Annotated in this window: 20 protein-coding genes; 8 read left to right on the plus strand and 12 right to left on the minus strand. The window is 56.6% G+C overall.

What is annotated here, in order from left to right:
* The first annotated feature begins 35 nt into the window (after positions 1-35).
* Both F1C16_RS16915 and lipA read left to right on the plus strand, forming a co-directional pair.
* Positions 36-827, plus strand: a complete 792-nt coding sequence (locus F1C16_RS16915; RefSeq protein ID WP_185281786.1) for a hypothetical protein — start codon at positions 36-38, stop codon at positions 825-827.
* Between the two features lie 161 nt (positions 828-988).
* Complete coding sequence (gene lipA, locus F1C16_RS16920) at positions 989-1,882, plus strand: lipoyl synthase (RefSeq protein WP_185284374.1); 894 nt, start codon at positions 989-991, stop codon at positions 1,880-1,882.
* A 99-nt stretch (positions 1,883-1,981) separates the two neighbouring features.
* On the opposite strand, the gene F1C16_RS16925 is transcribed toward lipA, so the two are convergent.
* Positions 1,982-2,596, minus strand: coding sequence for a DUF4136 domain-containing protein (locus tag F1C16_RS16925; RefSeq protein ID WP_185281787.1), 615 nt, complete (start codon positions 2,594-2,596; stop codon positions 1,982-1,984).
* Positions 2,597-2,797: 201 nt separating this feature from the next.
* Here F1C16_RS16925 and F1C16_RS16930 point away from each other — a divergent pair, with 201 nt between their 5' ends.
* The gene (locus F1C16_RS16930; RefSeq protein WP_185281788.1) at positions 2,798-3,112 is read left to right on the plus strand and encodes an SH3 domain-containing protein; all 315 of its coding nucleotides are present in this window, start codon (positions 2,798-2,800) and stop codon (positions 3,110-3,112) included.
* Between the two features lie 136 nt (positions 3,113-3,248).
* On the opposite strand, the gene gcvP is transcribed toward F1C16_RS16930, so the two are convergent.
* Positions 3,249-6,176, minus strand: coding sequence for an aminomethyl-transferring glycine dehydrogenase (gene gcvP / locus F1C16_RS16935; RefSeq protein WP_185281789.1), 2,928 nt, complete (start codon positions 6,174-6,176; stop codon positions 3,249-3,251).
* A gap of 246 nt (positions 6,177-6,422) precedes the next feature.
* Positions 6,423-7,457 carry a cyclic nucleotide-binding domain-containing protein gene (locus F1C16_RS16940; RefSeq protein WP_185281790.1) on the minus strand — a complete coding sequence of 345 codons (1,035 nt, stop codon included), beginning with the start codon at positions 7,455-7,457 and terminating at the stop codon, positions 6,423-6,425.
* A 309-nt stretch (positions 7,458-7,766) separates the two neighbouring features.
* Here F1C16_RS16940 and F1C16_RS16945 point away from each other — a divergent pair, with 309 nt between their 5' ends.
* Together F1C16_RS16945 and F1C16_RS16950 are read left to right on the plus strand one after the other, a co-directional pair.
* Complete coding sequence (locus tag F1C16_RS16945; RefSeq protein ID WP_185281791.1) at positions 7,767-8,036, plus strand: hypothetical protein; 270 nt, start codon at positions 7,767-7,769, stop codon at positions 8,034-8,036.
* Positions 8,037-8,352: 316 nt separating this feature from the next.
* Complete coding sequence (locus F1C16_RS16950) at positions 8,353-10,575, plus strand: S9 family peptidase (protein ID WP_185281792.1); 2,223 nt, start codon at positions 8,353-8,355, stop codon at positions 10,573-10,575.
* A 70-nt stretch (positions 10,576-10,645) separates the two neighbouring features.
* On the opposite strand, the gene F1C16_RS16955 is transcribed toward F1C16_RS16950, so the two are convergent.
* From F1C16_RS16955 to F1C16_RS16965, 3 genes are all read right to left on the minus strand, one after another.
* Positions 10,646-11,236, minus strand: a complete 591-nt coding sequence (locus F1C16_RS16955) for a YdeI family protein (RefSeq protein WP_185281793.1) — start codon at positions 11,234-11,236, stop codon at positions 10,646-10,648.
* A gap of 71 nt (positions 11,237-11,307) precedes the next feature.
* Complete coding sequence (locus tag F1C16_RS16960; RefSeq protein WP_185281794.1) at positions 11,308-11,700, minus strand: RidA family protein; 393 nt, start codon at positions 11,698-11,700, stop codon at positions 11,308-11,310.
* Between the two features lie 91 nt (positions 11,701-11,791).
* Positions 11,792-12,754 carry a YafY family protein gene (locus F1C16_RS16965; RefSeq protein WP_185281795.1) on the minus strand — a complete coding sequence of 321 codons (963 nt, stop codon included), beginning with the start codon at positions 12,752-12,754 and terminating at the stop codon, positions 11,792-11,794.
* Positions 12,755-12,966: 212 nt separating this feature from the next.
* On the opposite strand from F1C16_RS16965, the gene F1C16_RS16970 reads away from it, so the two are divergent.
* Positions 12,967-14,181, plus strand: a complete 1,215-nt coding sequence (locus F1C16_RS16970; protein WP_185281796.1) for an NAD(P)-dependent oxidoreductase — start codon at positions 12,967-12,969, stop codon at positions 14,179-14,181.
* 119 nt (positions 14,182-14,300) lie between these two features.
* Here F1C16_RS16970 and F1C16_RS16975 read toward each other — a convergent pair whose 3' ends face one another.
* The 3 genes from F1C16_RS16975 to F1C16_RS16985 all read right to left on the minus strand — a co-directional run bounded on the left by F1C16_RS16975 (position 14,301) and on the right by F1C16_RS16985 (position 16,254).
* The gene (locus F1C16_RS16975) at positions 14,301-15,131 is read right to left on the minus strand and encodes a DUF1206 domain-containing protein (RefSeq protein ID WP_185281797.1); all 831 of its coding nucleotides are present in this window, start codon (positions 15,129-15,131) and stop codon (positions 14,301-14,303) included.
* 74 nt (positions 15,132-15,205) lie between these two features.
* A complete protein-coding gene (locus F1C16_RS16980) occupies positions 15,206-15,781 on the minus strand; it encodes a DNA-binding protein (protein ID WP_185281798.1) in 576 nt (191 codons plus the stop codon).
* Between the two features lie 254 nt (positions 15,782-16,035).
* Complete coding sequence (locus F1C16_RS16985; RefSeq protein WP_185281799.1) at positions 16,036-16,254, minus strand: CsbD family protein; 219 nt, start codon at positions 16,252-16,254, stop codon at positions 16,036-16,038.
* 253 nt (positions 16,255-16,507) lie between these two features.
* On the opposite strand from F1C16_RS16985, the gene F1C16_RS16990 reads away from it, so the two are divergent.
* A complete protein-coding gene (locus F1C16_RS16990; protein WP_185281800.1) occupies positions 16,508-18,058 on the plus strand; it encodes a hypothetical protein in 1,551 nt (516 codons plus the stop codon).
* 127 nt (positions 18,059-18,185) lie between these two features.
* Here F1C16_RS16990 and F1C16_RS16995 read toward each other — a convergent pair whose 3' ends face one another.
* Positions 18,186-18,527 carry a hypothetical protein gene (locus F1C16_RS16995; RefSeq protein ID WP_185281801.1) on the minus strand — a complete coding sequence of 114 codons (342 nt, stop codon included), beginning with the start codon at positions 18,525-18,527 and terminating at the stop codon, positions 18,186-18,188.
* Between the two features lie 158 nt (positions 18,528-18,685).
* Between F1C16_RS16995 and F1C16_RS17000 the strand changes: the two genes are divergently transcribed.
* The gene (locus F1C16_RS17000; RefSeq protein WP_185281802.1) at positions 18,686-19,090 is read left to right on the plus strand and encodes a hypothetical protein; all 405 of its coding nucleotides are present in this window, start codon (positions 18,686-18,688) and stop codon (positions 19,088-19,090) included.
* Between the two features lie 135 nt (positions 19,091-19,225).
* Here the strand turns inward: F1C16_RS17000 and F1C16_RS17005 are convergent, their stop codons facing one another.
* On the minus strand, positions 19,226-20,473 hold the full coding sequence (locus F1C16_RS17005) for an SUMF1/EgtB/PvdO family nonheme iron enzyme (protein WP_185281803.1): 1,248 nt from the start codon (positions 20,471-20,473) through the stop codon (positions 19,226-19,228).
* Positions 20,474-20,540: 67 nt separating this feature from the next.
* Positions 20,541-21,596, minus strand: a complete 1,056-nt coding sequence (locus F1C16_RS17010) for a PorP/SprF family type IX secretion system membrane protein (protein ID WP_185281804.1) — start codon at positions 21,594-21,596, stop codon at positions 20,541-20,543.
* Positions 21,597-21,762 lie beyond the last annotated feature (166 nt).

A 21,762-nucleotide genomic window follows, 5' to 3' on the forward strand; every position in this document is an offset into this window, starting at 1 on the left:
TTCGAATCTCCTCGCCCTTAGCTTCTTTGCCTGCCGTGCGAACTTTACTGGCTTCTGGTTTTTCTACCCTGGCGCTGCTACTGGCCGCTACCGGCGCTGCCAGCGCACAGAGCGCCGCCGGCAGCGGCGACGACCCTTCCTACCGTAAGGAAATGGTGTACGGCGTCAACTTCAATACTCAGGGCGGTTTGATTGGCGGAGTGCACTTTCGTTCCTCCAAAGTGCTGTCGCAGGACTGGCTGCGCTTCTGGAGCCTAGAGGCAGTGGAAGTGAAAGGACAGAAAGAAGATAAATTCATCAATCCTTACACCGGCGGTTCCTATGTGCCGGGCAAGACCAATTATTTCTATGTGCTGCGGCCTTCTGTGGGTTTGCAGCGCGTTATCTTCCGGAAAGCGGCTGAGTCGGGCGTACAGGTAAATGCGCTGGCTAGTGCCGGCCCGTCTATCGGGCTGCTCATGCCTTACTATGTGTATTACGATTACACCCTGCGCGATGGCAACGGCAATCCGATACCCGGCGCTTCCCAGGACATACGCGAGGCGCAATACGACCCCAATAACGCCCAAACGCCCATCGACCGGGCCCCGCTGTTCCGGGGTGCCAGCGAAATTAAGCCCACGGTAGGCGCGCACCTACGCGGGGCGCTCAGCTTTGAGTACGGCCGCTACCGCGACGCGGTAGCCGGCGTGGAAACTGGCTTTCTGTTGGAGATGTACACCAAGCGCGTAGAGATTCTGCGCGACAACAACGTGCCCAGCTCCAAGCTCAACAAGCAGTTCTACCCCTCGGTGTACCTCACCATCTACCTCGGGCACCGCAGCTAGCCTACCCTGTTGTCTTTTCAGGCCCTCAACCCTACCCTGTTGTCTTTTCAGGCCCTCAACTTTTCTCCGCAGCTAATGGTTGTGAAGGAAACCTAGCGTCGCTATTGGCTGCCATCTTTGTGTAAGCCATGCGCTGCGTATCTTTGTTATCTATGGATGATCTGCTGCTACTACCCGTAATACAGCCGGAAGCCGTTGCACCGGCCCGGCCCCGCAAGCCCGATTGGCTGCGCGTGAAGCTGCCCGTAGGCCCCGAGTACGCCCGGGTGCGCAAGCTGGTAGACGAAAACAAGCTGCACACCATCTGCGAAAGCGGCAATTGCCCCAACATGGGCGAGTGCTGGGGTGCGGGCACTGCTACCTTCATGATTCTGGGCAACATCTGTACACGTTCGTGCTCGTTCTGTGCCGTGGCCACTGGCCGCCCCAACGAGTACGATACCGACGAGCCCCGCCGCGTAGCCGAAGCCATCCTGACGATGGGTGTAAAGCACGCCGTAATTACTTCCGTAAACCGCGACGAGTTGAAGGACCGCGGCGCCAGTATCTGGCACGAGACGGTGGTGCGCATCAAGCAGCTTTCTCCTACCACTACCATCGAAACGCTTATTCCCGACGTGAAAGCCAACTGGGAAGCGCTGGACGTCATGATTTCGGGCGGACAGGAAGTGATTTCGCACAACGTAGAAACCGTGGGCAGCCTCTACCGCCTCGTGCGCCCACAAGCCAAGTACGACCGTTCGCTGGAGCAAATCCGCCGGACGAAAGCCGCTGGGCACCGCACCAAGTCGGGCATCATGCTGGGCTTAGGCGAGAAGAAGGAAGAGATGTACCAAGCCATGGATGACCTTGTAGCCAACGGCCTCGACATTCTAACCCTGGGTCAGTACCTACAACCCACCAAGCGCCACCTAGAGGTAGCCGAATTCATTCACCCCGACCTCTTTGCTCACTACCGCGAAGAAGGTCTGCGTCGTGGTCTGAAATACGTGGAAAGCGGCCCATTGGTGCGCAGCTCCTACCACGCCGAGCGCCACGTAAACGTGCCGATCTAGGGCAGCCTGCATATACATCATGCGAGGCATGATGTATATGCATAAAGAAACCCCGCTAACACGATGTTAGCGGGGTTTTCTATTTAATCGAGAAGAAGCTTAGCGACGGGCTTGCGCCTGATCGGAAGGCGGGTACACGCCCATGATGCCGTTCACGATTCGGTACACTTCCTGCTCCGAGATAGAGTGGTTGTTATCTATCTGAGCCTGGCCCGAACCGCGCCACGCCAGCTCTTTGCGCTTGGCATCTACTAAGTCGATGATGACTGTGCCGGCCGCATACTGGCTCATAGGCGCGTAGCCCCTGCCATATAGGCCACCATACATGCCATAACCATAGTAGGGGTAACCCAAGCCATTATAGTAGGGCGATGCGGACTGCTTTTCCTCTACCTTGGCATTGTAGGCCACGTAGATGTCGGGGTTATTCTCAACCCGCGTCAGGCCTTTGTTGGTCAGCTCCCGGTCGATGGCCGTACGCAGGCGCTGATCCAAGAACGACTCGTAGCCCTTGGCTGGGCCGCCCTCTGCATCTACCGGCTGCTGTGGATACCACGCCCAGGTTTTGTAAGCCCGGAAGTTCACGGCGTGGTCAAAATCGGAGGAGACGCCTACCCGGGAAGAGGTGGCGCAGCTGCTAGCGCCTAGCAGCAAAGCAACGCCCACCAGCGCCAACGTGGCAGAGCGATTCAGGAAACGGGATATACGATTCATACGAAAGTTAAAAACGTGGGAGAAACCAGGCCCTCGCTATAACGTGGCGAGGTGGCCGATGGTATAGAGTAAACACCACACGTAAAGCCAACGTTCCCCGTTAGTTAGCACCTCTGGTATCGAAATTGCTATACTCAGGAAGCTGGGCGAGGAAGTTGATAAAATATAAATTTTTCCGCATTACACCATACTTCCTTTACCATGAAAAAAACAGTACGCGTATCCTTTTCAGGCTTATTGGCCCTTACCCTACTCGGTGGCTGCAACGCTGCCCGCGAAGATGGCCGTGGCAACAGCCACGCTTCCAAAGCCCCAGTTGAGCGCACGGCTGCCGTTGAATGCATCCTATATGATGGCATGAAGAAGGATTCGCCTCAACTGGCAGAAATCAAATCGGGTATGCAGGTGCAGGTAATTGACTCTGTAGATGCTTATTTCGTGAAAGCCCGCGTGAGCAACGGCGACAAGGTAGTAACCGGCTATATGTACCGCACATGCTTCCCGAAGCAATGGTAATTCCTACCCTCCGTTTTATAACAAAACCGGCCGACACTTCAGAAGCGTCGGCCGGTTTTGCTTTCAATAATCCTAAAGCTCAACTACACGCACCTTTTTGTGTAGCAATGCGAAGTCGACTTCGTTAGCTATCAGCTTAATACGACGGGCCTTTGTCGGCCTGTACCAACTGCTCAGGCTCATCGGCGTAGTCCTCGGTAGAGGTGCAGGAGCAGATCAGGTTCCGGTCGCCGTAGGCTGAGTCAACGCGCGATACGGCGGGCCAGAACTTGTAGGCGCGGGCGTAGTCAGTGGGGTACACCGCCTGCTCGCGGGAGTAGGGGCGCGTCCAGTCGTGCACCAGTACGGTGGCGGCGGTGTGCGGGGCGTGCTTCAGCACGTTGTCCTTGGCGTCGGCGCGGCCTTCTTCCACCTCCCGGATTTCCTCCCGGATCTTCACCATCGCCTCTACGAAACGGTCCAGCTCTTCTTTGCTTTCCGACTCGGTAGGCTCTACCATCAGCGTGCCCGCTACCGGGAACGACACAGTAGGCGCGTGGAAACCATAGTCCATCAGGCGCTTGGCAATATCCTCTACCTCGATACCAGCCTTTTTGAACTGGCGACAATCCAGAATCATCTCGTGGGCGCAGCGGCCGTTGGCACCCGCGTACAGCACCGGGTAGTGCGATTCCAGCTTCGCCTTCAGATAGTTAGCATTCAAAATAGCAATACGCGTAGCCTGCGTCAACCCTTCGCCACCCATCATCGAAATGTAGGCGTAGCTGATGGGTAGGATGCTGGCCGAACCCCACGGCGCCGACGATACCGCGCCGGCCGTGCGACCTTCAGCATCTACCACCACGTGGCCGGGCAGGTAGGGCGCCAGGTCGGCTACTACGCCGATGGGGCCTACACCGGGTCCGCCGCCGCCGTGCGGAATGCAGAACGTTTTGTGCAGGTTGAGGTGGCACACATCGGCACCGATGGTGGCGGGCGAGGTGAGGCCCACCTGGGCGTTCATATTGGCGCCGTCCATGTACACGCGGCCGCCGTGCTGGTGAATGGTCTGGCAGATATCGATGATGGTTTCCTCGTACACGCCATGCGTGCTGGGGTAAGTCACCATCAGGCACGACAGGGTATCGGCGTACTTGGCTGCCTTGTCTTTCAGGTCCTGTACGTCGATGTTGCCGTCTTCTGTGCTCTTCACTACCACTACCTGCATGCCGGCCATTACAGCTGAGGCGGGGTTGGTGCCGTGGGCCGAAGCTGGAATGAGCGCCACGTTGCGGTGACCATTGCCCTGCGCCTCGTGGTAGTCGCGGATGGCCAGCAGGCCAGCGTACTCACCCTGGGCACCTGAGTTGGGCTGCAAACTCACGGCCGCAAAGCCGGTAACTTCACAGAGCCACTGCTCCAAATCGTTGAAAATCTGCGTGTAGCCTTTCGCCTGCTCGCGCGGGGCGAAAGGGTGCAAGCCACCGATTTCGGGCCACGTCACCGGAATCATCTCGGCGGTGGCGTTTAGCTTCATGGTGCACGAGCCGAGCGGAATCATGGAGTGCGCCAGGCTCAGGTCCTTGTTTTCGAGCTGCTTCATGTAGCGCAGCATCTCAGTTTCGGAGTGGTGCGTGTTGAAGACCGGGTGCGTGAGGTAGGCGCTCTGACGCACTAGTGCCTCAGACCAATTCAGCTCCGTTTCAGTGGGTAGGATCAGCGTTTTGTCGAACGACTTGCCCAGCACTTTCGCAAATACCCGCACGATGTCGGCTACGTCTTCGGCTTCGGTGTTCTGATTCAGGGCAATGCCCACACGGGCCGTACCTTCCTGGGAGAAGTAGCGGAAGTTGATGCCGGCGGCCTCCGCTTCTTGGCGGATAGCGGTTTGCAGCTCCTCGCTTTCCAGCTTGAGGGTCAGCGTATCGAAGAAGAATTCGTTTTGCTGCTCCAGGCCCAGAGCGGCCAACTCCTGCGCCAGCAACTGCGTGAGGGCGTGTGCATTAACAGCAAACTGCCGCACGCGCTGCGGACCGTGGTACACGGCATACATACCCGCCAGCACCGATAGCAGCACCTGCGCCGTGCAGATGTTGGAGGTAGCCTTTTCGCGGCGGATGTGCTGCTCGCGAGTTTGCAGGGCCATGCGGTAGGCCTTGTTGCCAGCCGCATCAATGCTCTGCCCAATAATGCGGCCCGGAATGACGCGCTTGAACTGATCTTTGGTGGCAAAGAAGCCGGCGTGCGGGCCGCCGTAGCCCATGGGCACGCCAAAGCGCTGAGAGTTGCCCACGCAAGCGTCGGCACCCATCTCGCCGGGAGGGGTGAGCAGGGTAAGGGCCAGCAAATCAGCGGCTACGGCTACCAGCAGGCCGCTTTCATGTGCCTTCGAAATGAAGTCGGTGTAGTCGTACACGGCGCCGTCGGCGGCGGGGTATTGCAGCAGGGCGCCGAACAGGGCTTCGTCGGCGAGGTCGGCGGTGCGATGGTCGCCTACCACCAGCTCAATACCGAGGGGGGTAGCGCGGGTGCGCACCACATCAATCGTCTGGGGCAGCACCTGCTCCGACACAAAGAACTTATGCGCGTTTTTCTTCTTGGTCTGCGAGTGAAACATGTGCAGCACCTCTGCCGCGGCCGTGCCCTCGTCGAGCAGGGAAGCGTTGGCAATTTCGAGGCCGGTCAGTTCCATCACCATCGTCTGGTAGTTGATGAGGGCTTCGAGACGACCTTGGGCAATTTCGGCCTGGTAGGGCGTGTAGGCGGTGTACCAGCCGGGATTTTCGAGGATATTGCGCTGGATAACAGGCGGCAGCTGGGTAGGATAATAGCCCAGGCCGATGTAGTTCTTATAGAGCTTATTCTGGCCGGCAATCTGCGCGAATTTCGCCAAAAAAGCCCGCTCCGTGAGGGCAGCGGGCAAGTCGAGCGGCTTCTGCAAACGGATAGCGGCCGGCACGGTTTCGTCGATGAGCTGGTCGAGTGACTCGACGCCAATGGCGCGTAGCATCTCGGTCACGGCGGCTTCATCGGGGCCGTTGTGGCGGTCTACAAACACGTCAGCAGGCTGAGGTTTCAGGGTCATGTATGAGGAGTAGGAGTGACGGAAGAAAAGGCCTTCGAATCGGCCTTTACAAAGGTAGTGTGAAAAGGGCAGCTTGGGAATATAGAGTGTTGTTAAGCCAACAAAGTAAGAGCGAGAAGGTCTAGTTAAGGCGGCCAGAATGAGGACGCATCTTCCTTCGGTTAGAACCGCGAAAAACATAGAATATGTTCAACAAATGCCTATTTAGCAGGCATACGAATGTCAGCGACACTTACCAACCGAGAATTACCATTCGGCTTGCCGCATATAATCTGGCTGCAACAGGCGGATTCCCTGCGATGAAACTTCCAGTAGGCCATCGTGCCGAAACTCGCTCAAAGTCCGGCTCAACGACTCAGGTGCTATGCCTACTAGGGAGGCCAGATCTTCGCGCGCTACGCGAATAAAGGAGGTCGCCTCGGTGGCTTCTTCTTGATTGTGTAGCACAAGAAGAGCATTTGCTACGCGGCGGCGGAGCGACTGGTATGCCATATCCAGCAATTGCTGCTCGCGTGCTCGCTTACGCCCAGCTAACAAGCGAACAAACTGCTGGCTTACCTCGGGCAAGCGCACCAATTGTAAAAAGTCAGCAGCCGAGATGTGCAACAGCACGCAATCCTCTATCGCCACTGCCGATTCATGGTAGCACGTTTGTTCCAGTAAGTCCTTATAGCCAAAAAATTCCCCTGTTTGGTAAAAGCTGGTAATCAACTCTTTGCCAAACGAAGTCGTCTTAATTGCTTTGATACGACCCGATTGAATAAAGTACAACTGTTTGGGATCTTCTCCCTCCCTATACACACTGTGCCGGCGAGCTACGATGTGCGGCGTACGATCCGTAATCAAAGAAGATAAGGATCCTGTTACGGCCTCCTCATCGTGCCCGGTGGTTATAGGCTCGGCAGGCAGTAGGTGGAAGCGGTGGAGACGCCCAGCTATTGCTTGGAGCAGTTCACCCGCAACTAAGGGTACAGACAGATAATCGTCCGCACCGGCATCCATAGCCCGCCGCGTATCGGCCCAAGTTGCCGTAGGACCTATGAGAATGAACGGAGTAGCAGCCAGAGAAGCGGTGCAGCGAAACAAGTGCAGGACGCCATAGCCATCTACATCGGGCAATTCAGTAGCGCATAAAACCAAATCAGGCTGGCGTTGCTTGGCGGACTCTACTCCCTGATAGCCCTCGCTGAAAGAGACTACCTCGTACCCGGCCAAGCTCAATAGCGAAGTGATGGAGCTGCGCTGCTCCTCATTCCGGTGCAGTAAGAGAAGTCGTTTCATCTTAAACGGAATGAGAAGTTTTCTGCTATGCCAACCATTTTTGCAATCAACGAAAATGAATAAAATTCAAATTGATTTTAATCATCACACGCTTAATCAAAATCAAGACCAGTTGTGACGCTGATCATAGCATGAGCCAACTATATATCGGAAATTTGTGCCACGCTTACTGTCTAACGTTGTTTGACAGGTCTCTTCTACAGATATGAAGCGCAAAAAACATGATTAGGAACTAGTTGCTCGCTTATTAGATGAGCCACTTCCAAAATGATTAAAATACAATTTTAAAACATCATCATTCGCATTCACATGAAGCACACATTACTAACATTCGATACGGACACCATGCAAGGTAAAGTCCGCAACACCCTGATGGGACCAGAGTATGGCTACACACACGTTGTAGGAACCACTGAGGAAGACCTGGTTGTGTCGCTGCCAATCAATGTTGTCGCTCATCTAACCAAAAGCCCTGAGCAAGCACTTGCTGATGTGAAGGCAATTTGCCAAATGCTGGAAATCTCTTTGAAAAAGTGCGCAATTCTTGAGGTTACGCAGGCGCTGTCTTTTTCTGCTTAACCTATAGAGGTGGACTACTTAGGTGAGCCACCATTGGTTTTCGCTATAGGATTTTGTTATTAAACTACATAGGCAGACACTCATAGCCGAGCGCTGAGGGTAATCGTTAGTGGTTGTATCAATTAAACTATATCATTACAAGCTTACTCAACTCAAGACTACTCAACCGATACGGCAACTGCCCATCGCTCTGGATATTTGATATTGACAGTAAAAAATAGAACGGTCGCCCTGGAAGAGGCGACCGTTCTATTTTTTATGTCTGCTGATTTTGATGCATAAAAACACGTTATTTATCCTAGAATCAGCCACATCTATGCCCAACCTCAACCCCATTCCTCACCTGCTCACTTTCAGGCGCGCCCGTTTCTTACCCCTCGCCCTGGCCGCCTGCTTGGTATCGATAACAACACAGGCACAGCAGCAGCCCACCGTTACGGCCCAGGACTACGCCCACGCCGAGCAATTTATGAGCTACAACACTCAGCCGCTGGTAGACCACGCCATGGGTGAGCCCAACTGGCTTGACAACGACCGGTTTTGGTACCGCACGCTCACGGCGCAGGGTAGCGAGTACGTGCTGGTAGACCCGGCCCGCAAGACGCGCACTGTTAGTGCTTCTCCGCCCGTGGCGCCTACCCCGGCAAAGGCCCAAAAAAAACCCAATGACCGCAACGAGGTGGTGTCGCCGGATGGGCGGCTGGCGGCCTACATTCAGGACTATAACCTGTGGGTGCGCAACACCAAAACCGACCAGAAAACCCAGCTGACCACCGATGGCGTGAAGGACTACGGCTACGCCACCGACAACGCCGGCTGGAGCAGCAGCGACCGGCCCGTGCTGCGCTGGTCGCCCGACTCGCGCAAGATTGCCACCTTCCAGCAGGACCAGCGCAAGGTAGGCGACATGTATCTGGTGACCACCAACGTAGGCCACCCTACCCTGAAAAGCTGGAAATACCCCCTACCCGGCGACAAGGACATCATCACCATTGAGCGGGTGATTGTGGACGTGAACCCGGCCAAGGTGGTGCGCCTGCAACTTCCGCCCGATCCGCACCGCGGCACCCTCTCCGACGACATTTCCAGCAGCGGCACCTTCGACGATGTGGACTGGAGCGCCGATGCCAAGCAGCTGGCCTTTGTGTCGACCTCGCGCGACCATAAAGAGGAGAAGTTTCGCATTGCCGACGCGCAAACGGGTGCTGTGCGGGAGGTGTTCGAGGAGAAAGTAGCAACGCAGTACGAGTCGGGCCAGGGTGCTATCAACTGGGCCTACCTTCCGAAATCGAAGGAAATCATCTGGTATTCGGAGCGCGACGACTGGGGCCACCTTTACCTCTACGACGCCACCACCGGCAAAGTCAAACACCAGATTACCAAGGGCAACTGGGTGGTGACGCAGCTGGTAAAGATAGACGAGCAGAAGCGCCAGCTCTACTTCCTGGCCGATGGGCGGGAGCCGGGTAACCCCTACTTCACCCACCTCTACCGCATCGGGCTGGACGGCAAAGGCCTCACGCTGCTCACCCCCGAAAAAGGCAACCACCGCATCGAGTTTTCGCCCTCGGGTCGCTACTTCGTTGATACCTACTCCCAGCCCAACGTGCCGCCCGTGAGCGTGCTGCGCAACTTGGACGGCAAGCTGCTCCTGACGTTGGAGAAGACCGACATTTCGCGCCTCGTGGCCACCGGTTGGAAAGCCCCTACCCCCATCTTGGTGAAAAGCCACGATGGGCAGCTGGACCTACACGGCCTCCTGTTCACGCCCACCAAGCTGGACCCCAGCCGGAAGTACCCGGTTATCGACTACATCTATCCTGGTCCGCAGGGCGGCAGCGTGGGTAGTTGGTCGTTTTTGGCGGCGCGCGGCGACAACCAGGCGCTGGCCGAGCTGGGCTTTGTGGTAGTAGTGCTAGAAGGCAGTTGCAACCCGCTGCGTTCCAAGAGCTACCACGATGCCTGCTACGGCAACATGGCCGAAAACACCCTCTCCGACCAGGTAGTCGGCATCAAGCAACTGGCTCAGAAATACCCCTACTTCGACCTGGACCGGGTGGGCATCTGGGGGCACTCGGGGGGCGGCTATGCCACGGCCGCGGCCATGTTCCGCTACCCCGATTTCTTCAAAGTAGGCATCTCCGAGTCGGGCAACCACGAAAACCGCAACTACGAGGACGACTGGGGCGAGCGGTACATTGGCCTGCTCACGGCTCAGGACAACGGCGCTTCCAACTATGACAACCAGGCCAACGCCGTATCGGCTAAAAACCTGAAAGGCAAGTTGATGCTGGCTCACGGCATGATGGACAACAACGTGCCGCCCTACAACACGCTGCTGGTGGTAGATGCCCTCACCAAAGCCAACAAGAGCTACGACCTGGTCATCTTCCCGAACGCTACCCACGGCTACGGCCAGGACTCGCCCTACATGACGCGCCGCCGTTGGGACTACTTCGTGCAGAACCTAGCCGGCGCCACCCCGCCCCACGACTACCAGATGCAGCCCAAGCCCGACCCGCGCACAGCCGGACGATAAGCACTAGCAGGGTAGGAAAAGCAACGCCCCGCGTAGTCTTAACCGACTGCGCGGGGCGTTTGCGTTAGGATTACTTCCGGCCCCGAAACTGCTTTGGTTTCAGCTCTTGCTCAGCCAATTCCACTATTTCGGTGAGACGTTTCTGGCGGGTTTCGGGACGACGGGCCAGCACCAACCACTGCAACAGGTTGCGTTTGTCGGTGCGGCTCAGGCTGGCGAAGTACGCTTCGGCTTTTGGTTGTTGGTGTAGGGCGTGTGCCAAGTCGGGCGGTAGGCGCAGTGTTTCCACTTCATCTAAGAGCGTCCAGGAGCCGTTCTGTTTGGCCGTTTCGATGCTGGCTAGGCCGGCCGGGGCTATTTGGTCTGCCGCTAGCAGGCGCTGAATTTTCTCTTTGTTGATTCTCGACCAGCCACTTTTGGGTTTGCGGGGACAGAAGAACTGCCGGTACGTTGTTTCGTCGATGGACTCAGCCTTACTGTCTATCCACCCAAAACAGAGCGCTTCATCCACTGCTTCGGACCACGTTAGGGAAGGTATAGCTGATTTCTTTTTGCTATACACCAACCAAACGCCTTGTTGTTCAAGGTGGTGCGCTTCCAGCCACTCGCGCCAGTGCTGCCGGCTTGTCGGGCGAAAAACGGGTAGTTCTTTTTCAGCCATGGCGTCTTTGTTGGGTTGAGAGTCTGGGTGAAAGGTAGGCAGAGCATTTTGTGGTGCTCCGCCTACCTCGTTTATTTCACCACGGTGGCTTCCAGCTCCACGCCTAGATTGGCGTATAAGCCCTTCACCTCGAACATAGTAGTTGCCTGCTTGATGCCGTGCTTGGCAATCCACTCCTGATACACATCGCCGCAGGTAGTGAAAAACTCCATCATCGAGGTCGTAAACACATTCAGTCGAACAATGCCCTGGCATTCGTACCCGGCCGTGTCAATCAGGTGCTCCAGGTTCTCGAAGATCTGGATAAGCTGGCCTCTCATATCGGCGGTGCTGGGCTGGCCTGCTGCGTTGATGGCTACCTGCCCGGAACAGTAAAGAGTGCCCTCAGGCTGTTTGATTTCGACGGCTTGTACCGAATTGGTTTGCTCGCCCCATTTCCAGGGGTCAATTGTTTGCTTTTGCATCTGCTTTGTGGGTTGAGTGTGGGTAAAACGGCTTTTCGTCACTTGACTCCACAAAGGTCCGCCCACCTACTGACAGCCCTATGTCAGCATCTTATTCGGTGGTGCAAAAAAAGTTATAGGCGCGCTGGGCCAGCTCGCGCAGGTGCTCCCGCAAGGCAGGTGGCTCTAGCACCGTAATGGCACCTGCGTACGGCAGCAGCCACGTAGCGAGGTAGGGCAGGGAGCCAATGAGCAAGGTCATTTCTAAGCCGCCATCGGGCAAAGGCTCCTCCTGTATCCAGCCGTACTGGCGCTTGGTGTCGTGCAAGTGCTGCACCGAGGCCGGTGGGGCGGCCGCGGGCTGAAACCGAAGCACCACTTTTTCCCTACCCCGGCGGGCGGCCTCGGCGGCCCAATACTGCTGCAACGTTTCGGGGCGGGCTGCGAAGATTTCGGTACTGATTTCCAACTGTTGAATGCGGTCGAGGCGGAAGTTGCGGAATGCTTGGCGCAACCGGCAGTAGGCCACTATATGCCACTGCCGACTGAGGTACAGCCCAATGGGCTCTACAGCCCGCGCGGTAGGTTGGTCGGTTTCGGCGCCCTGATAGCGTAGGTGCACCACTTGTTGCGCGGCCACGGCCGTTACCAGCTGCTGATAGATATTGAGGTAGCCGGACTGCCCTACTGGCCCCAGCACCTGAATGTGAGGCGTTAGGGTTTCGAGGTAGTCACGGTCGGTGCGGCGCAGCACGGCGCGCAGCTTGTCCATGGCCGCGCCGCTGAGCCGGGCTGTGGGCGCGTCGGTGAGGCGGGCAGCCAGCTTCTCGGCGGTGAGTAGGGCAGTGGCTTCCTCACGCGTAAATAGCACAGGCGGTAGTCGGTAGCCCTCGGCCAGCGAGTAGCCTACCCCTGGTTCGCCGTAGAGGGGTACGCCAGCCAGCTCCAGCGTGCGCAAGTCGCGGTAAATGGTGCGCAGGCTCACGCCAAACCGCTCGGCCAGAGCTGGGCCGCTTACCACGCGCTTGGCTTGCAACTGAATAAGAATAGCCGTAATGCGGTCAAATCGATTCATAGTACTCCAAAAATACGAGGACTACTGGGTACCTATTCGTGTCATTCCGAGCAGCGCGAGGAAGCTGAATAAGAGGCTGTTTACTGATCGGAGAAAAGCGGAAGAATAGACTGCTTGCCTGCAAATAACTTCTTGCCCAGATTCCTCATTACGCTCGGAATGACATTTTAATTTGCCTACTTGCCTCCTACCCACCCGTTCAGCTTCCACCCATGCAAAAAGTCAAACTCGGTGTCATTCGCGAAGGTAAAACCCCGCCCGACCGCCGCGTGCCACTCACGCCTAACAAGTGCGACGAGGCCCTGCACGCCTTCCCCAACCTCGACCTGGTAGTGCAGAGCAGTGACATCCGCGCTTTCTCCGACGACGAGTACCGCGCCCTGGGCGTTACGGTGCAGCCCGAAGTAGCCGACTGCGACGTGCTGCTGGGTGTGAAGGAGGTGCCTGTCGAGCAACTCATTCCTGGCAAAACCTACCTGTTTTTCTCGCACACCGTGAAAAAGCAGCCCGCCAACCGCGAGTTGCTGCGGCAGGTCTTACAGAAGCGCATCACACTGATTGACTATGAGTTATTGACCAATGAACGCGGGGAGCGAGTTATTGCTTTTGGGCGCTGGGCCGGCATTGTGGGCGCCTACAACGGCCTGCTCACCTACGGGCGCAAGTATGGCCTCTACCAGTTGAAGCCCGCCTATCAGTGCCAAGACATGGAAGATATGGAGGAAGAGTTTTTCAAGGTGAAGCGCTTGCCGCCCATCAAACTGGCCGTGACGGGCTCGGGAAGGGTAGCACAAGGAGCGCTGGAAGTGTTGCGGCGCATGGGCATCCGGCAGGTGAGCGTGTACGACTACCTCTACCTCGATTTCAACGAGCCGGTGTTCACCCAGTTGCGCTCCTCCGACTACAACGCCCGCCGCGACGGCCGGGTATGGGACACGCCTGATTTTCATCGCAACCCGCAGGAGTATGGCAGCACCTTTGGCAAGTTTCTGCCCGTGACAGACGTCTTGATTGCCTGCGCCTACTGGCACCCGGCCGCACCGCGCTTGTTTTCGGAAGAAGACACCCGCCGGCCCGATTTCCGCCCCCGCGTTATTGCCGACGTGACGTGCGATGTGAACGGTTCCATTCCAACCACCAAGCGCAGCACGACCATCCCAGAGCCTACCTTCGACTACAACCCTGCCACCGGCGAATTGCGGCCGCCCTACTCCGCCCCTACCCACCTCACCGTAATGGCCGTCGACAACCTGCCCTGCGAGCTACCCCGCAACGCCAGCCGCGATTTTGGCCGCCAACTCATCGACAACGTGCTACCCCACCTGTTGGGCGGCGACCCGCAGGGCGTATTGGAGCGTGCCACCATTGCCTGCAACGGCGAGCTAACAACTCGCTACCAGTATCTCAACGATTACGTGGCTGATTAGTAGTTACCTACTCAGCCCAATGCAGGGCAAGTAAATAGAGAGCAAAGCAAAAGGCCCGCTGTAAGTAACTCAGTTACTCACGGCGGGTCTTTTCGTAGCTGATCCTACTACCTTGATCTTTAGACCTTTTTGAGAACGGGATATTTGGCTTGCACCAGCATATAGAGTCCATAGGCTATCAGCCCCAGCGCTACAATGCCCAGAACGACGGGCCCCATACTGGCTAGGAGGTCGAAGGCTTGCTCTGTATCGCCAACGGCCGTAGCGCGCGACTGCAAACCAGCCTGCACAAAAAAGTAGCCCGTGATACCCAATACAATACCGCGGGCGGTGTAGCCTACCTGCCCCAGACGGTAGACCTTAGTCTGCTGCCCTGCCGGAATATCGCTACTCTGCACGTTTTTATGGAAAGAACCAGAATACGCCCGGTAGATTTGGTAGAGACCTACCCCGATTGTGATCAACCCTACCAGCATAATCAACCATTCTCCGCCGGGCCAGCTTAATATCTTTCCGGTCAAGGTTTGCTTGGTGTTGCTGCTTCCACCGGCGGGGTTGCTCATGGCTAACTGCGCCGCGTACCAAGCCAAGCTGGCGTATACAAGTCCGCTGGCGGCATAGCCCACGCGCCGGGCAATTCCTTTCGCTCCATCGCCCTTATCCTCCGTGTCGCGGAAGGCTTGCACCAATCGCCACACAATATAGCCTAGCAGACCAAAGGCAATGAGCCCCAGCAAGATAGAACCGCCGGGCAACTCCTGTAGGGTATGCACTGCCTTTTGCTTATCGGTGGTTTGACCTTCCTGCTGGCCAGTGGCCGCCAGCAACGCCAGCAGGCCCATTAGGCCATACACAACGCCTTTGGCCGCAAATCCAAAGCGGGCCAGCATTCGAATGCCCGAAGAAGGCGTAGTAGGGAGAGAAGCTTGTAAAGTATCAGCAGCAGACATACGTGGAGGGGAAACAGGCAACCATACAGCAGCAGCCTTGGTCCTTACATATACGCTTAGTGCTTGGCTAAAGATTAGCCCTGCGCCGCCCGCTTGCCTCCTAGCAGGGAGAGAGGCTGATAAATTTGATGACGCTGATGCTGTAACGCAGCATTTTCCGGCACGTTCAACGTAACCAACGGCTTCGTGCTGGAGCGTTCTGTGCGTAACAGGCGGTCGAGGTTACCGGCTGCGCTCATGTAGGGAATGAAGGTCTGATCCGCCAAATCCACCACCAGCATGTTGCGGATATCGGCCGTTTCCTGCGTTGTGCTAAGCACATCTGCCGCAAAGGGTGACACGAACACTAGGCGCCCGGCTTCAATCTCGCGCTCGTATTCTAGGGCCAGCGACGGCTGAATGCCGCGCCCTACCACATACACTACCGGCTGGGGAGAGCTACGCAACAAGTAGCGAAACACCGTTTGCTCCACTTCGGAATGAAAGCCCGACACAATGCACCGGTGCCGGGTACGCTGTTCCAGCGCCCACAGGTACGTGCCCCGCCGGATGGTAGGTGGGTAGTTGCGCGAGCAAAAAAAGGCAGTTTTAGGCAGTTGTAGCAAATCCAGGTTACCCAGACTATACAACTCTTCAGGAGCCGTAGTCATACGAAAGAAAGCTGATTGGTAGGCGGCAGTCAGGCCAGCACAACCGGTACTCAGCGTGGCCCCGACTACCCATTGTAGTCGCACGTTGGCCCGGTACCTGTGCCTTGCCTGCCGGAAAGGGCGGTAGAGAGAGCAAACGCTTTGCAAAAGCATAGCGAAGCGTTTAGAAAACGGAAAGTCCCGTGCTATATTGAATAGCACGGGACTTTTATAAAGCCAGAAAACCCAGAAAGCGTTCTGGTTTTCGCTGAAAACTAGAAAGTACGGTTGAACCAGTTCTTGATGTCGTCCATCGTTTCGCCGGTTTTCTCTTGCAGACGGCCAAACCACTCATCTTGCTTGCCTTCAGCGTAATCCATGTCATCATCCGTGAGGCTGCCCCACTTTTGCTTGGTCTGGCCTTTGATTTCGTTCCAGTTGCCGCGAGCACGCAGTTCAGTTTGGTCGTTGATTTTATTATCGTTGATATCCATGAGTGAAAAAGTTTAAATGGGTGGAAGAGAAGAAATAGGCGGTGTGCCTACCCATAGTATACGCAGACCAATAAGCCGTAGTTGTCGAGCTTAGCAGGATGCGTTAGCTACTGATATATGCCCCTGCAAAAACCGTATATTTAGAAAGCGCTTTGTATCTACTTTCAACTAGCAAGCACCCATTATCCTATCCTTATCCAATGATTGACTACCCCCACACTGGCCTGCCAGCTGCCTTAGGTGCCCGCTAGCTATGGACGACCTTCGCACCACGCTTCTCACTTTCGCGCCCGACGACCGCAAGGAATTTCTGCACTTTTTGCAGCGCCAGGGTCGCAAGCAAAAAGGCCGCCTCGATACGCGCTTGTGCGAGCTACTGCTACACCCGCGGGCCTACCCTACCCCTGAGCTGCTGGCCCGCCTCTACCCCACGGAGCCCAACGCTGTGGCCTACTATGCCCTGCGCAAGCGCCTGCTACGCAGCCTCACCGACTTTCTACTATTACGCCAGCGTCAGCAGGACGCTACGGCGGCCTCGTCGGTGCGCGGGTTGCTTATCCTCGCGCAGTATCTGTTTGAAACCGGCGTGCCGCGCCTGGCTTGGAACACCCTGCGCAAAGCCGAAAAGCTGGGCCTGCAAAACGACCAGTTTGAGGCGCTGAATACCGTATACAATCTGCAGATTGCCCAAGCCCACCACGCCTGCGCCGACGACCTGACTGACCTGATTCGGCGCCGCAACCTCAACAAGAAGGCTGCCGATGAGGAAGAGCGCGCCAACATTGTGGATAGCCTGATGCGCCAGCGCCTGCGCCAGCTGCGCGCCAAGGGTAGGGCCGGCGAGTCGTTTGATGCAGTGCTGGCCGACACCCTGCGCGAGTACGACTTACAGGAGGCCTTTGCCCGACGGCCGGCGCTGCTCTGCCGTCTGGTGTCCATTGCGCGCAGTGCCATGCTGGTGCGCCGCGATTTTGTGTCGTTTGCGCCGTTTATTCTACGCTGCTACCATCTCATGGAAAAGCGACACGGCTTTGCCCCCGCCCAGCGGCAGTACCAGTTGCGCCTGCTCTACATGATTGCGCACGCGCTGTACCGCTCGCGCCGCTTCGAGGAAACCACCTGCTACCTCACCCACATGCAGGCACTGCTAGCCGAAAGTCCGCGCACGCACTACCTGGAGATGCGTGCCCGCTACACGTTGCTGCTGGCCGCCACCTACGCCTTCCTTCGCCGCAACCACGAAAGCATTCAACTGCTGGAAGAAGCCCTACACGATACCCGTCAGCCCCTACCCCTGGCCAACGAGCTAACAGCCCGTTTGGGTCTGGCTTTTCATTACTTCGCTGAAGGCAAGTTCCAGAAAACCAACCAAGTGCTCATCAGCATTGGCCGCTCCGACCATTGGTGCGAACAGCAGATGGGCCTGGAGTGGATGCTGAACAAGAACCTGGGCGAGATGCTGACGCTATTAGAGCTAGGCCACAGCGAGTTGGCTCTCAACCGCCTCCGCGCCATTGAGCGTACTGTGCGCGAACGGTCGCCCGAAGCCGAAATTGGCCCCTACGCCTACGTGTTAAGCTACCTAGTCCGCGTCCGCGATATTATTGACAATCCGGCAGCAGCAACGCAACCCGCTTTTGCGGAGCAAGTACGCCAGATGCCTACTTTCCTACCCCTGGTACGCGAAGACCTACAGGCCCTCAGCTTCTACAGCTGGCTGCACGCCCGCATGATGGGCCGTCCCTACTACGAAGTATTGCTAGAAGTAGCCAGTGCCCCACCGGTAGGACAAACAGTTCATTGAGAGCAGGATAGGAGCCTTGTAGCGGCGGTCAATTTGTAGCAAGAGCCTACGCACACAAGCAAAAAGCAGCTTTGCCGATGATTGGCAAAGCTGCTTTTACAGGCGAGATACTCGCGCTGGATCAGATTTAGTCGCGCTTGGCAGCGTTCATCTCTGCTCTAGCATCAGCGGCCGCGGCGTCGATTTTGGCGTCAGCCTTGTTGGCGGCAGCATCCATTTTGTCGCCGGCTTTCTCAGCGGCGTTTTCGATATCTTGGCCAGTGTTTTCGGCTGCGTTTTCGATGGCATCGCCAGCGTTGTCAGCAGCGGCTTCGGTGTTATCGGCAGCCGCTTCGGCGTTAGCTTCCACGTTGTCGGCGGCGGCTTCGGTGTTGGCTTCTGCCTGGTTTTGCTCGGCTTGGGTGCACGAAGCCACAGAGAAGGTAGCGAAGCTGGCAGCTAGTAGAAAGGTTTTGAAAGACATTTTCATGATTGCAGAGGAAATAAGGTGAGTTATAGAACTTACTCTTAATCACGGTGAGGCAGAAAAGTAACCCACTTCACGTGCAGCATTAACTTTTCTTTTTCAAAGGCAGTATAGCAGCATATAGTCGCTCTCGACTTTCCACTGATTTCATTTCCTGTTTTATGGATTCCACTGCCTCCACTCCCCAAACGCCCCCTACCCCCACCGTACCGCTCGACGTAACGGAACAACAAAAGGAGGTGCTTCTCGATGACACCTTGCACCTACTGGATGCCGACGTTACCAAAGGTAAAGACAAGAAGCACGGTCTGGCCGAGGTAGACCGCTGGGAAGAAGTGCTCCGCGCCTCCGACCACCCCGGCCTAGCCAAAATCATTCAGGAGTTGTCGGCTCTGCGCGAGCAGCTCACGGCCCCCGAGCGTCAAAACCACGACATTGCCGAAACCCTGGCCGTGCTAGGCGCCGAAACCATCAAAGTAGCCGAAGAAGCTAGTAACAACTACACCAACCCGCTGAAGAAGCTAGCCAAGCTGCTCATCCAGCTCGGCAATACCTTGTCGAAATAAGTTGGCTGTTAGCTTCTAGATATGAAGCACAAAAAAAGCAAGAGGCCCAACCATCTGGTTGGGCCTCTTGCTTTTTTAATCCTCTTACAGGATCCGCGAAATCCGTTAAAACTTGCGGATCCTGTAGTCGTAATCTTACTTGTTCGAACCGGCGTTGATCATGGCGCAGCGGAAACCGATAGTAGCGGTAGCCGAGTCTTCCGCCATGAAGCGACGCGTACCGGGCGAGAGCCAGTAGGCTACATCGCGCCAAGAGCCGCCTTTGTACACCCGTACATGGTCGTCGATGAGCGACTGGTAGCCTTTCTTGTCGTATTTCTCGGCGGGGTCGAGGAAGCCGTTGCGGCGGAAGGGGTTCAGGTCTTCCACATCTTCAAATGACAGCGGACGGTAGATATCCTGTACCCATTCGTTCACGTTGCCGGCCATGTTGTAGAGGCCATAGTCGTTGGGTGGGTAGTTGTAGATGTATTCCGTAATCATGGCGCCGTCGTTCAGAGCACCGGCAATACCGGCGTAGTCACCGCGGCCGCGCTTGAAGTTAGCTAGGAACTGACCCTGGGTCTTGCCATAGGAGTTCCGCACCTGGCGGCCATCCCATGGGTAGATGCGCTTGTTTTCCTGGTTTTCGTTGCCGGTTTCTTGCGTACCGATGAGGGCTTGAGCAGCGTATTCCCACTCAGCCTCGGTGGGCAGGCGGTAGTTCGGCAGCGTGTTACCATCCTCAATAGAAGGCTTTTTGCTTTCGCCACCCTCAGCAGCATCAGCAGCCGGAGCGTTCTTCTTACGACCAAACAGACCACGCTTGCCGCCACTGCTCTCTCCATCGCCACTCAGGCCAGCCAGGTTTTCGTTTACCTTAGACGTACGCCACGTGCAGTAGTCATTGGCTTGCAGCCAGCTTACGCCCACTACCGGGAAGTAGCGGAAGCCGGGGTAGCGCAGGTAGTAATCTACGTAGGGGTCGTTGAACGACAGCTCACGCGCCCATACAGTGGTATCGGGTAGGGCCGACTGATAGAATTCCTCCGAAGAGTCTTTGCGCACAAAGTGCAGGTATTCCAGCCAGTGGATGTTGGCAACCTCGGCTTCGTCCATGTAGAACGAGGCGATGGTAACCGTGCGCTCCATGTTGTCGTGGGTCATGGCAATGTCTTCTTCTGCCGAGCCCAGCACGGTGCGGCCGCCCTCGATGAAGATCAGACCCGGACCTTCCGGAATACCGGCATAATCAGCCACTTTCATTCCTTCCTCGGTATTATACTCAATACCCGTGGTGGAGCTGTACTTGCCCGGCTTGGTGGCGGTGCGTGGGCCGCTTTTGCAGGAAGCCAGCGCACAGGCTCCTACAATGGCGAAACGCAGGTACTTGGAGAAATTCATGATCGAGTAGAAACTACCTGTGATAGAAGATTTTATGAAAGGCAATTTGGTGCAATGTTACAAAAAGCTAGTATGCGGGGCAAGGCGCTACGGGGTAGTTGCGCCGTTTCAGGCGCCGCCAAGCTGCTTCTAGTCGGTCAAAGTTCCGTAGGGCCAGGGACACCTCATGCGCCCCACCCAAATCGGCACTTAACGCGCTCAGACTAGCGTCGTAGCTATAACCGAGCCGAAATGCACCAAAACTCAGGCCAACAATTCCGGTAAGCAGCTGCTGCGGATGATTTGAGCCCGGCAACGGCACGCCCCGGTACACGGCGCCTACCGTAACCGGCGTGGTAGTGAAGTAAAAACCAGCCTCTGCGCGCTGCAAACTGCCTTGCCGGGTGTAACTAACCGTTGGCGTCAGGCTGATTTCGCGTGCTTCGCCCTTGATAACGCTTTTTGCAAAAAAATATTTGTAGCCCGCGTTAAAATTCAAGCGAATAGGTAAAACACTTTGCTCCACGAAGCCCAAGTCGGGTTGGTTGAGGTGATGCGCCGCCACGCCTACCCAGGCGCGCTCGGTGTACAGTACCATACCCGTGCCAAGGGTAAAATAGTTCACCGGGTTATACTGCAACAGTAAAGGGTCGGCCGACGGACCGCCCAAGATGGTGCCATCGTCGCTGATCTGGTCGCCGAGCAGCAGGTTGCCGTAGCTGACGGTTTGGCGGCCGTAGCTGACGCTGGCGCCGGCACTCAGCGCCACCTGCTCGTTGAGGCGCATGTGGTAGGCGTAGAGGCCGCCTACCTGAAACTTGGTGAGACCCAGCGCCCCCGTGCGGTCTACGTTCAGGAGCAGGCCCACGGCACTGCGCTGGTCGGCAAAACGGTAGTCGGCGCCGAGCTGGCTGGTCTGGAATGTGCCAGCCAGGGTAGGGAACTGGTTGCGGTAGTTGAGCGTAACACTATAATCATCTAGCAGGCCCGTGAAGGCCGGGTTGGTATGCAGACGCGAGGCGTAGGGCTGCGCGAAGTACAGGTCCTGCGCCTGCGTGGTGGTCACACTGGCTACTACGGCTACCACCGCGGCGGCTAGTCGCCGCGCCCCTTGCTCTCCCCGCCGTGTAGATGTTGTTGCCATACTGCTGATGCCCTAAACGCCGGCCCTACCTCATTTGGTACGCTGCGCTGGAAACGCGCCCCGAAAATGCCAAATTCCTGGCGCTTTATCTGTTTCACTCTGCTGAAGCGTTGTAGACGATAGAAACCAGCCACTGGTTCTGTGCTACTTTTGCACGCGTGGCTGG

Origin of the sequence: Hymenobacter sp. NBH84, assembly GCF_014217645.1 — a bacterium.
GTDB lineage: Bacteria > Bacteroidota > Bacteroidia > Cytophagales > Hymenobacteraceae > Hymenobacter > Hymenobacter profundi.

Bases quoted from the DNA above. Each gene is read 5' to 3' on its own strand.
- F1C16_RS16965 (WP_185281795.1), bottom strand. From the start codon at position 12,754: ATGAATCGATTTGACCGCATTACGGCTATTCTTATTCAGTTGCAAGCC.
- F1C16_RS16970 (WP_185281796.1), top strand. From the start codon at position 12,967: ATGCAAAAAGTCAAACTCGGTGTCATTCGCGAAGGTAAAACCCCGCCC.
- F1C16_RS16950 (WP_185281792.1), top strand. From the start codon at position 8,353: ATGCCCAACCTCAACCCCATTCCTCACCTGCTCACTTTCAGGCGCGCC.
- F1C16_RS16955 (WP_185281793.1), bottom strand. From the start codon at position 11,236: ATGGCTGAAAAAGAACTACCCGTTTTTCGCCCGACAAGCCGGCAGCAC.
- F1C16_RS16980 (WP_185281798.1), bottom strand. From the start codon at position 15,781: ATGACTACGGCTCCTGAAGAGTTGTATAGTCTGGGTAACCTGGATTTG.
- gcvP (WP_185281789.1), bottom strand. From the start codon at position 6,176: ATGACCCTGAAACCTCAGCCTGCTGACGTGTTTGTAGACCGCCACAAC.
- F1C16_RS17005 (WP_185281803.1), bottom strand. From the start codon at position 20,473: ATGAATTTCTCCAAGTACCTGCGTTTCGCCATTGTAGGAGCCTGTGCG.
- F1C16_RS17010 (WP_185281804.1), bottom strand. From the start codon at position 21,596: ATGGCAACAACATCTACACGGCGGGGAGAGCAAGGGGCGCGGCGACTA.
- F1C16_RS16945 (WP_185281791.1), top strand. From the start codon at position 7,767: ATGAAGCACACATTACTAACATTCGATACGGACACCATGCAAGGTAAA.
- F1C16_RS16975 (WP_185281797.1), bottom strand. From the start codon at position 15,131: ATGTCTGCTGCTGATACTTTACAAGCTTCTCTCCCTACTACGCCTTCT.
- F1C16_RS16960 (WP_185281794.1), bottom strand. From the start codon at position 11,700: ATGCAAAAGCAAACAATTGACCCCTGGAAATGGGGCGAGCAAACCAAT.
- F1C16_RS16995 (WP_185281801.1), bottom strand. From the start codon at position 18,527: ATGAAAATGTCTTTCAAAACCTTTCTACTAGCTGCCAGCTTCGCTACC.
- F1C16_RS16930 (WP_185281788.1), top strand. From the start codon at position 2,798: ATGAAAAAAACAGTACGCGTATCCTTTTCAGGCTTATTGGCCCTTACC.
- F1C16_RS16985 (WP_185281799.1), bottom strand. From the start codon at position 16,254: ATGGATATCAACGATAATAAAATCAACGACCAAACTGAACTGCGTGCT.
- F1C16_RS16990 (WP_185281800.1), top strand. From the start codon at position 16,508: ATGGACGACCTTCGCACCACGCTTCTCACTTTCGCGCCCGACGACCGC.
- F1C16_RS17000 (WP_185281802.1), top strand. From the start codon at position 18,686: ATGGATTCCACTGCCTCCACTCCCCAAACGCCCCCTACCCCCACCGTA.
- F1C16_RS16925 (WP_185281787.1), bottom strand. From the start codon at position 2,596: ATGAATCGTATATCCCGTTTCCTGAATCGCTCTGCCACGTTGGCGCTG.
- F1C16_RS16940 (WP_185281790.1), bottom strand. From the start codon at position 7,457: ATGAAACGACTTCTCTTACTGCACCGGAATGAGGAGCAGCGCAGCTCC.